Origin of the sequence: Xenorhabdus sp. PB30.3, from assembly GCF_963895965.1 — a bacterium.
In the GTDB taxonomy this organism is placed as follows: Bacteria; Pseudomonadota; Gammaproteobacteria; order Enterobacterales; family Enterobacteriaceae; genus Xenorhabdus; species Xenorhabdus stockiae.
Genome location: NZ_CAWQMW010000031.1, coordinates 1 through 8,857, shown reverse-complemented (window position 1 = coordinate 8,857; position 8,857 = coordinate 1). Strand labels below are relative to the sequence as shown.

Here is an 8,857-nt window from a genome sequence, read left to right as displayed (position 1 = left end):
ATGTAATCTCACATCGAAACGAAATTAACTAAAACAGGAAATGAATAAACATGAATGATAAAAATATAATGAATGCTATGTTTGTCCAACAGCGCATACAAATAATGCATATTGCGAAGCACCATGATGAATATACTGATGCTTATCTTTATGCTTGGGAAGCAAGTGTTTACCCTTTATTTAGTGACACGGATGGTAGTGTTCCTTCAATGCCGCATGAGCCATATTCTGATTTCTTTAAAATACCTAAACAAAAAGTAAAATTTTTATTAAAACGCTTTGATGATGCATGTGATAAAGAAGAAAATCTTACTTTCTATAAGCTAGAAGATGAGCTATCTATACGTAGTGGCACGACTGGTTGGGAGCGTACAGATTTATTACATATTTGCAGGTATTTTTATCTGGAGAAATCATTTAATAATAATTTCTGGAATATTCTAATAACTCCCAAAGAGCATCCAATTGAAGCAGAATCTATAAATAGAAATTTCGATAGGAATCAAGATATTTATTTCATGTAAATATACCAATATGGCATGAAAATTCATGCCACATTTTAAATTAATATTTAGTTAAATATTGTGTTTTAAGTATGTTACCTCTATTTGTTTAATTATTAATCATTGACGTTCTATTTAAGGAATAGATTGTATTTGTATAATAAAAATATTAATGATTAGATATTTTATATAACCTAATCTACTACTAATTTTTATTCTTATCATGCCTAAATATCTTTATTCACCATTTCTATATAACTACATGGATTCTCACGGGATAACGGGATATATGACTATTTTTGTTTTATTTCAAATGATTAAATCACCCCATTTTATCCCGCATATCCCGTAGAACAGAAGTATTATTTTTGAACTATTTAGTGTCCAACTAATTAGCGCCTACCAAAGAAAAACTTTTCAGGGTAATCCAATTACTACAATGCTACATGATTTATCATAACACTACGTTATGGGATGTAATGGGATAATGCGGGTTAATTAAAATAAATATAACTATCTGATAAATATCCAATTAACTATTTACTATCCCGTTACCCCGCTATCCCAATGTTTTTATCTTACGTGAGGATTAATCTTCATCATTGAAAACCAGCACTACAAACCGCCCTTGAGTACCATTCACTGAAATAGTTTTACTGATAAAGCGATCTTTCTCCGTTTTAATCAACATTCCGGCTTCTTCCAGAGCTTCAAAGCCTGATTTCTTCTGTAATCCCTGCAATATCTCCTCTTCAAATACACTGGGGATAATGTGATATTCCACCCGCCCATCACTGCGGCGATTATTCACCAGATAGCCTGCAAGATTGTTGATTCTCATTGCGTGAACGGTATCTATGTTTCCATTCAATTTTCCGTAGGCATAAGGCTGAAAACGCGACAGACCGTATTTCTGGATAAAATCACGGGCACGGGTGACAACCTGATATTTTTCACGGTTTCCGATACCAAAATCTGTTAACCAGTCATCAAAACTTTGCCTTATCGCACTATGGCAATCTTCCTTGCTCCAACCGGTGATATGAGTCGCCAGCTCTCCGGCTGCATCCAGTAAAGCGAAACGCACAGCTACACGTTTTACTTGGGCTGAGGCTTCTTCTGGCAGGCTATCCAACCACGCTTTTTCTTTACGGGTCACAATTTCTATAGCCTGTTCCTGATTTTCAGACAGCCATAAGATCCACGCCCGCCCCGCTGTACCACAATAACGCTTAGATTCACGCTTAATTGCCCTTGCGTGGGTGTCACCATCCTCATAACCATTAAAAAATTCAGTATCAATAAAAGGAACACTTAACAACCTGACGAGCTGCCCTGCCTTTGGTGTAATTCCGCCTTTTATCAAAAAGGTTTCTAAATCCTCTTCCCCCGTTGAAAGCGCGGCTATCTTCCAGCGAATAACGGCACGGTTTCCACCTTCTCGTTTACCCTGAATTTTACCGACACCGTTAAACAAGCTGTAAGCACTGTTTGCGACTTCTTTCGGATTAGCACTTTGCCCGATTTCGTCAATGGGCAAAAAACCATCATTGCGAGCGGCGGCTTCATTATTTAAGCCGTGGTGCGTACCATGCCACGATAATTTCAGTTCTTCGGGATCACCATATAAGCTACTGGCAGCTTCAACGGTGGTTGTTTTTCCCGCTGAGGATTGGGCAAATAAATGAACACCAAAACAGCTACCGCCTGTTAATGAGTTGAGTGGAGCGGCTAGCCCTACTAGCACACCCAGCATCATTGAGCGGTTTCCCTTCATTAACGAGGCAACATGATTTTTCCATTCGTCGACAGTTCCTCTAACCACATAACCCGTAACCGCCGATGTACCACCACAAAACGCCACAGGCATATAAGGCTGACCAATAATTTCGCCATCCGGCATGACATATGCCCCACAGTGCCAGCCTGCCGTTTGTGTCACTTCCCACTGACGGCGATCTCCGCTGCGCTGTAAATGGTCAGATAAAATCGGTAAGAGGCTATTTTTGGTTGTGATATTTATCCCTCTCGAACGCAACCGCGCCCAGCCTATCGGCATCCCAATTTCACGGCGGGGCATGGCCTCAAAGGTTAGTTTGTCTGTACCTTCCTGAGATAATTTAATAATGAGATAACCTTCTCCGCCATCGTTGCCAATGCCGACAACTTCCATGTAATCGCTTAACCATTTTTCAATCTCGATGATTTCGCCGTTCTGCTCTTTAGGTTCAACCCAATAAATACCCTCTTTTCGGGTATCAACATGCGGTTTTAATGGATCACGCTCTTTTTCCCGATGTTCATCCAAATTAGCTATGATTGATTTTGACACTGATTCTTCTTTCCCTACCTGATATAACTCGTTGCTGAATGCCTGCTTTGCTGCCTCGATACCGTGATGTTGGCGATAGTCGTCCCAATCGGCTTTTAATGCCGTAGGCGGTAGTGTGACCCAACCGTTAATCGCTATAGAGGCTTTTTCTGCCGCTATCTTGCCGACATTCTTTTTTAGCCTGCCGTTTTTGTCCCGTTCTTCCGGTTTGTGCCAATCGTTATCAGCAGCAAGGATAATTTTTGCGTTAGGCCATTGGGTTCTGACCAGCTCGGCAATAGTGGGTAAATTACTTTCATCAATGGCTGCCAGTACTACGCCTTTATGTAACTGTCTGACCGTTAACGCCGTAGCGTAACCCTCGGTAATGATGAAAGTGTCCGGCGTTCCGGTAATCTCTGAGACGGGAATAAAACCACCTTTCTTCTGAGTTCCTGATACAAGGCGTTTTTCACCGTTCGGCTTGATGGTCTGCGCGCCCTTGATTTTGCCGTCCAGAGTCTGAATCACCAGCAATAAAGAGCCATCTTTCAGTAACCGCTGATTGGGGCATTGCAGCCCCTTTTTAGTCAGATACTGAGATTCACCCATGACAGAAGTTGCAACCAGAGCAGCGATGCGTTCTGTAATCGGTTTTACTGTTCGGGGCTGCTCTTTAGCGGGTTTGGGTTCCGGCAAGGGAAGTGCCAGCGCATCAGCTACCAACTTAGCGGCGGCAAAGATAGTGATCCCGTTGGTTCTTGCGACCAAATCCAGCCCATCACCATGATTCGGCGCATCACATTGGCGACAATGCCAATCGCCATGATGGTTATCGTCGATAAAGTGAAAGCGGTCAGTACCGCCGCAAATCGGGCAAGCGCCGTGTTTGCCTTTTGCCGGAACATCAACACCACAAGCAGGCAACAGGCTTTGCCAGTGATTGATGGCTGATGTTTTAACTGTTCGAATCACATCTAACGGGCGGCTGTTCTGATTATTATTTCCCTGACTCATGATCACTCATCCTCGCCATTAACCGCTGCATAGAGCGAATAGTAAACTTCCTGATTAATATCACAGGCCAGCGACAGCAAATTGTGTAACTCTTCCGAACAGTGTTGGCTTGCCTGTTCAAGAATGACCTCATATAAAGACGTACATAGTCCCGCACGAAATGAAGCCTGGCCTAATGGATCGGATTTCCTGTATACAATGCAATTTAATAATTTATTCATCGGTGGCTGCGGAGCATACTTCAACAGGGCGTGGTGAACTTCCTGATGAATGCCGTGTGCCAATGCAATCAGATTATTTAAATTGATTTCGCATTCACCTTTGGCTTTTTGGGTAATGAACGTGAAAAGTGAAATACCCAGACCTGCACGATATAGCGCCTGTTTTAGTGAGATAGGTTTATTGCTCATGATTTACCCCCTGAACGGAGGTAAGGCGCATAGGAAAGATTTTAGGTAAACGGGCTTTGCCCTTTCCGATTAGAAAGGTATATTGATACATAGCTACCTCGATACTATTACTATCGTTGGTTGTTAGCCCTCGTTCAGTGTTGGTAGCACTGTTCGGGGGCGTTTCTTTTTGTACGTACATCATGATAAAGTACGTACGTAATAAATCACATGCTATAAGGTTACGTACGTACATGTCAATCTTAAAAAGAGACAAAACTGAAAAAGGAAAAGGCTTGTCCCCAACTTTCCAAATCAGAATAACGCCTGAGTTAAAAGCACAGTTCGAAGATGCTGCGTCCGATGCTGGAATGACTTTGGGCAATTGGTTAAAAACATTAGGCCGCAAAGAATTAGAACGATTAGGCATAGAACCAAAAGGTTGAACCAACCAGCAATAAATTTGCTGGTCAATTAACTTTTTCAAAGAGATCATACTAAGGATAGCATTTACCATGCTATTCTTTTCTTTGTCACCCCAATTAACTTTTATGCGATAAACTGAAATATTATTTTTGGCGTAGGAATACCCGCAACGGCTAATACCCGTACTTTTATTTTTCATGATTTTATTTAATTACTGTTTTTTCGGCTATATGGATTATTGACGTTTTCTATTTTTGGTGGGTATCGCATCCACCATAAAATATCACTCAAAAGCCAACCACAGGAATTACGCCCAAAATGGCAACGTTGGGGAAATAAACCTAAATATTCTAATTTATAACAATGCCCTCTTGATATGCTGGTTAATTTTTTCCTTTCTGCTTCTCTGATCCTTCTTTCGGATTCACCATAAGCAGAAAGAATATATTTCCTTTGGCTGTCAGTGGGTGAAATATATTTTTTCATTGATCCATCTCACCGCGAGACTCAGCTATACGTTGAGTTATCCAGTCATCCACTTCTGATTCAATAAAAGCGATTGAGCGAGCACCAATTTTAACTTGCTTAGGAAATTTATTTCCTTCAATGAGTTTATAGATCCAAGCCTTGCTGTAGCCTGTTCTGCGTTGAACTTCTGATAAGCGAATAAGACTTTCTTTAGATGTAGTGATTATTGGCATGTGATTTTCCCTATTCATTTTTTATATTTGATGTTTCTAGACGTTATTAGAACAGGAACAATTAAACCGAATTCATAATGCGAGATCATCACATTGGAATAGTAATTTGTTTCACACAAAGAATGTGTTTCGTCTGATAGTTTTTATATTTAACTATTTTTGGTTAAATATACCTATTTATAGTTAATATGCCAGCCCGTAGCGATACACGGGTTTTCGGCGTTCAGCCTAGGCATAGAGTTGATTATTACATTTTTGATAATTTACTATATTTATTTAATTCTATAGATACAAATTTTATAATTTCAATCGAAATTATTTTCGATGTTCTTTAGCAAAATCATATGGGGTTATATGTATTTCTTTATTTGCATCCAAATAATCAGCCCACCACTGAATCATTAGCCGCCGTTCTTCCAGATGTTTAGATGTGTGAATATATGCAGCTCTGGTATCTTTTCTTTCTATATGGCTCAGTTGGCGTTCTATTGCGTCATCGTTCCACAATCCAGATTCACCCATAGCACCACGTGCCATTGTTCTAAAACCATGCCCGCAAACTTCTGTTTGGGTGTCATAACCCATAGTACGCAAAGCATTATTTACAGTGTTTTCACTCATTACTTTTTTTGAATCATGATCATTAGGAAACATGACTTCACAATCTCCGCTCAGTTCGTACAACATTTTGAAGAGAGATACGGCCTGACGACTCAACGGTACAATGTGCTCTGTTTTCATTTTCATACCACGCCCAGAGAATCTAACACCTTCAATCGGTTTTCTTGTTGCGGGGATCTTCCAGAACGCTTTTTCAAGGTCTACTTCTTCCCAACGGGCAAATCTTAATTCACTGGAACGAACAAAGGTTAATAGTGTTAGCTCCACGGCAATTCGGGTAATTAAGCGCCCCTGATAGCAAGAAAGACGGGTGAGAAAATCGGGTAAACATTTATGAGGCAGAGCGGGATAATGTCTGGATTTTACTGTGATGAGAGCACCCGCCATATCATTAGCTGGGCTGGATTCAAGAATATCATTCTGTACGGCATAACGCATAATAGCAGTAACACGCTGTTGTAATCGTCGGGCGGAATCGTGCTTGCCATCAGCATCAACGGCTTTGATAGGTGCTAGCAGGTGGCTTGTCCGTAAGCTGGTGATATCAAGATGGCCAATATGCGGGAAAATGTAATTTTCAAGGCTACGCAAAATTTGCTCTTTGTGATCTTCGCTCCACCGCTTATTACTTGCGTGCCACTCACGGGCAATACGCTCAAAGGAATATGCCCCTTTTGATTCAGATTGTGCCCCTTTTTTCTCTGCTTTGGGGTCAATACCTTGGGCAATCAGCTTCTTGGCTTCATCACGTTTAGTTCGTGCATCGGCTAAAGACACTACCGGATAAACACCAAAAGCCAGTCTGTCTTCTTTTTTATCGATAGGCCGACGATATTTCATACGCCAATATTTGGAGCCACGTGGAGTAATTTCCAAATACAAACCGCCACCATCGGCAAGTTTATAAATTTTCTCTTTAGGTTTTGCTGCGTCGATTTGCCGTGCGTTTAGTTTCATTTGGGGGCATTTTCATAATCGAATTGTAGGTGCCCCTGATTATGCCCCTTGCTGTATCTTGATTGCAATAGACTAAAGTTGACGTAAAAATAAGAATTTCTGTTGATTTTTAAGGAATTTATTAGGAGGAGTTTACTTGATTGGACTTCAGAATATCTTGCGCTGGCGCCCCCTGCAGGAATCGAACCTACAACTAGCCCTTAGGAGGGGCTCGTTATATCCATTTAACTAAGAGGGCATTTTACTGCTTGTTTCAGGCCGTTTCTGAAACGCCCGTATCTTAGCTCTTTCTGCCTGTTTTAATCAAGTTTTTTGCATTTGTTTGTTTCATCCTACCCTCTTTAGTTTTCTGTTATAGTCAACTCATCACTTACTATTTTGTACAGATTGAGTACATAATCGCACTTCATTTTGTGAACGATTTATAACCATAACCTTGAGTGTTATTATCGGCTGATTTTGGTGACATTATAAAAATAATCAATATTGTCATTTTTTCTGTTCGAACATAAATCAATTTAAAAATAAAAATTCAAGTGATCAATAAAGACTGACCACTTGTTATAAAAATATATCTTGTTACTCTGAATCATTTATTTATCACACCATCTGAAACAAAAACGTTTAGTTTCTCCAGTTTCCTTCAATACATCACCTAATTTTTTTGCATCAGGAATGGACTGAGCAATATAGTCGTATGTAATATTGTAATCATGTACAACTGAAATTCCAACTATAATTTTTGAATATTTTCAAAGGTGGAAAGTTACACCATCAACTGTTACATAAAGAAATTTATCATAGAATAAATCCAACATACTTCTAAAGCTTTGCTGTTTTTTATAAGAATGCGCATTGAATAAAAGAAAACCACCAGACAACCCTGCAAATAACCTTTCTGACCAATAGAAAAATCCTATTTTTCTGCATCAATATGTGTGTTATTTTCAATAACAGATAATTTACCAAAAGGCGGCCTATCCTGGCTTGATTGTGCTTCGCTATTGTATCCCCAATGCATGTTTTCTAATTCTATTTCTGGATCGGAAAAATTAAACTTCTCAGCACCGAGCGTAATATCAAGCTCCAATTTATATTCTTTCTCTGATGTTTCAATTTTTGATTTATTATTATTGAACATAATCTTCTCTCTTATTATTTATCTGGGACAAATAAGGCCGTGCATTGCACGGCCCAGAAAATTTATTCAGTTTCTCTACCTGAAATATTTATCTTTTATCCAGTATAAGAGCTGGCTCTGCAGCAACATAACCCTGCAAAATACCTTCTTTATAAATTCCTACAACGCACTCATAATACATTGTACGCATAGTGCCATTTGCAGGCATCATATTAATTTTGCTCATCCAATAGTAACTTCTTATTGCCTGCATATCCACATCTAATGGATTTCTTACATCAACAACCGGAATATATTCTATGTCCTGTACAACCTTGTGAGGCTCTATCATTGTCATCATGTCATCCGGCATGACATTCATCATTGGATCCAGTTTTATCAGCACAACTGAATAGTCTAAATTCATATTTAATGTCGTTACTTTTACGCGCAGCATATCGCCAGCATCGCATTTAATGACTAAATTACCTGAGCTATTAACTGACGCAAGTCTGTCATCCTCAGGGATATAAGTGATATATTTTTTAAAAATACTCTCAGACCAAAGTGAAACAGGATTATTAATATCTTTACTAAGCTTGCCAAAATCATTCATAATATCTTCGGTTCTGATACCAACTAATATATCAATCATTTTAGACATCATAGTGCCCTCATTTATTTATGGTATTAGCATATTTTATTACACAAAAAACATAACACTCTGACTGAGTTTTTTACAAGCCACTGACGGAATACATAATAGCAAAATAATATAAAGTCAAAACATCAAAAAACAATTATGCATGAGA

General features: G+C 39.3%; 11 protein-coding genes and 1 tRNA gene. 2 read left to right on the top strand and 10 right to left on the bottom strand.

Annotated elements, in window-relative coordinates:
- Positions 1-50: 50 nt before the first annotated feature.
- The gene (locus tag AACX38_RS03095) at positions 51-524 is read left to right on the top strand and encodes a hypothetical protein (RefSeq protein ID WP_228865710.1); all 474 of its coding nucleotides are present in this window, start codon (positions 51-53) and stop codon (positions 522-524) included.
- Between the two features lie 568 nt (positions 525-1,092).
- Here AACX38_RS03095 and AACX38_RS03090 read toward each other — a convergent pair.
- The 3 genes from AACX38_RS03090 to AACX38_RS03080 are packed head-to-tail and all read right to left on the bottom strand — an operon-like array spanning position 1,093 to position 4,425.
- Positions 1,093-3,831 carry a DUF927 domain-containing protein gene (locus AACX38_RS03090; RefSeq protein WP_228865709.1) on the bottom strand — a complete coding sequence of 913 codons (2,739 nt, stop codon included), beginning with the start codon at positions 3,829-3,831 and terminating at the stop codon, positions 1,093-1,095.
- A gap of 2 nt (positions 3,832-3,833) precedes the next feature.
- Positions 3,834-4,241, bottom strand: coding sequence for a hypothetical protein (locus tag AACX38_RS03085; RefSeq protein ID WP_228865708.1), 408 nt, complete (start codon positions 4,239-4,241; stop codon positions 3,834-3,836).
- Positions 4,231-4,425 carry a hypothetical protein gene (locus AACX38_RS03080; RefSeq protein WP_339385654.1) on the bottom strand — a complete coding sequence of 65 codons (195 nt, stop codon included), beginning with the start codon at positions 4,423-4,425 and terminating at the stop codon, positions 4,231-4,233. The genes AACX38_RS03085 and AACX38_RS03080 overlap by 11 nt, the downstream gene beginning before the upstream one ends.
- A 49-nt stretch (positions 4,426-4,474) precedes the next feature.
- Here AACX38_RS03080 and AACX38_RS03075 point away from each other — a divergent pair, with 49 nt between their 5' ends.
- Positions 4,475-4,666 (top strand): hypothetical protein, encoded by a 192-nt coding sequence (locus tag AACX38_RS03075; RefSeq protein ID WP_228865707.1) that lies wholly within the window; start codon positions 4,475-4,477, stop codon positions 4,664-4,666.
- Positions 4,667-4,853: 187 nt separating this feature from the next.
- Here the strand turns inward: AACX38_RS03075 and AACX38_RS03070 are convergent, their stop codons facing one another.
- From AACX38_RS03070 to AACX38_RS03045, 7 genes are all read right to left on the bottom strand, one after another.
- Positions 4,854-5,132, bottom strand: coding sequence for an AlpA family phage regulatory protein (locus tag AACX38_RS03070; protein ID WP_228865706.1), 279 nt, complete (start codon positions 5,130-5,132; stop codon positions 4,854-4,856).
- Entirely contained in the window at positions 5,129-5,347 is a 219-nt protein-coding gene (locus AACX38_RS03065) for a helix-turn-helix transcriptional regulator (RefSeq protein WP_228865705.1), read from the bottom strand. Before AACX38_RS03065 ends, AACX38_RS03070 begins: the two co-directional genes overlap by 4 nt.
- Positions 5,348-5,662: 315 nt before the next feature.
- Positions 5,663-6,925, bottom strand: coding sequence for a tyrosine-type recombinase/integrase (locus tag AACX38_RS03060; protein ID WP_228865704.1), 1,263 nt, complete (start codon positions 6,923-6,925; stop codon positions 5,663-5,665).
- 163 nt (positions 6,926-7,088) lie between these two features.
- Positions 7,089-7,163 (bottom strand) — tRNA-Arg (locus AACX38_RS03055).
- A gap of 355 nt (positions 7,164-7,518) precedes the next feature.
- Complete coding sequence (locus tag AACX38_RS20710) at positions 7,519-7,602, bottom strand: DUF7823 domain-containing protein (RefSeq protein WP_445327109.1); 84 nt, start codon at positions 7,600-7,602, stop codon at positions 7,519-7,521.
- Between the two features lie 239 nt (positions 7,603-7,841).
- On the bottom strand, positions 7,842-8,066 hold the full coding sequence (locus AACX38_RS03050; protein WP_228865703.1) for a hypothetical protein: 225 nt from the start codon (positions 8,064-8,066) through the stop codon (positions 7,842-7,844).
- Positions 8,067-8,154: 88 nt separating this feature from the next.
- On the bottom strand, positions 8,155-8,712 hold the full coding sequence (locus AACX38_RS03045; RefSeq protein ID WP_339385653.1) for an AidA/PixA family protein: 558 nt from the start codon (positions 8,710-8,712) through the stop codon (positions 8,155-8,157).
- Positions 8,713-8,857: the final 145 nt, after the last annotated feature.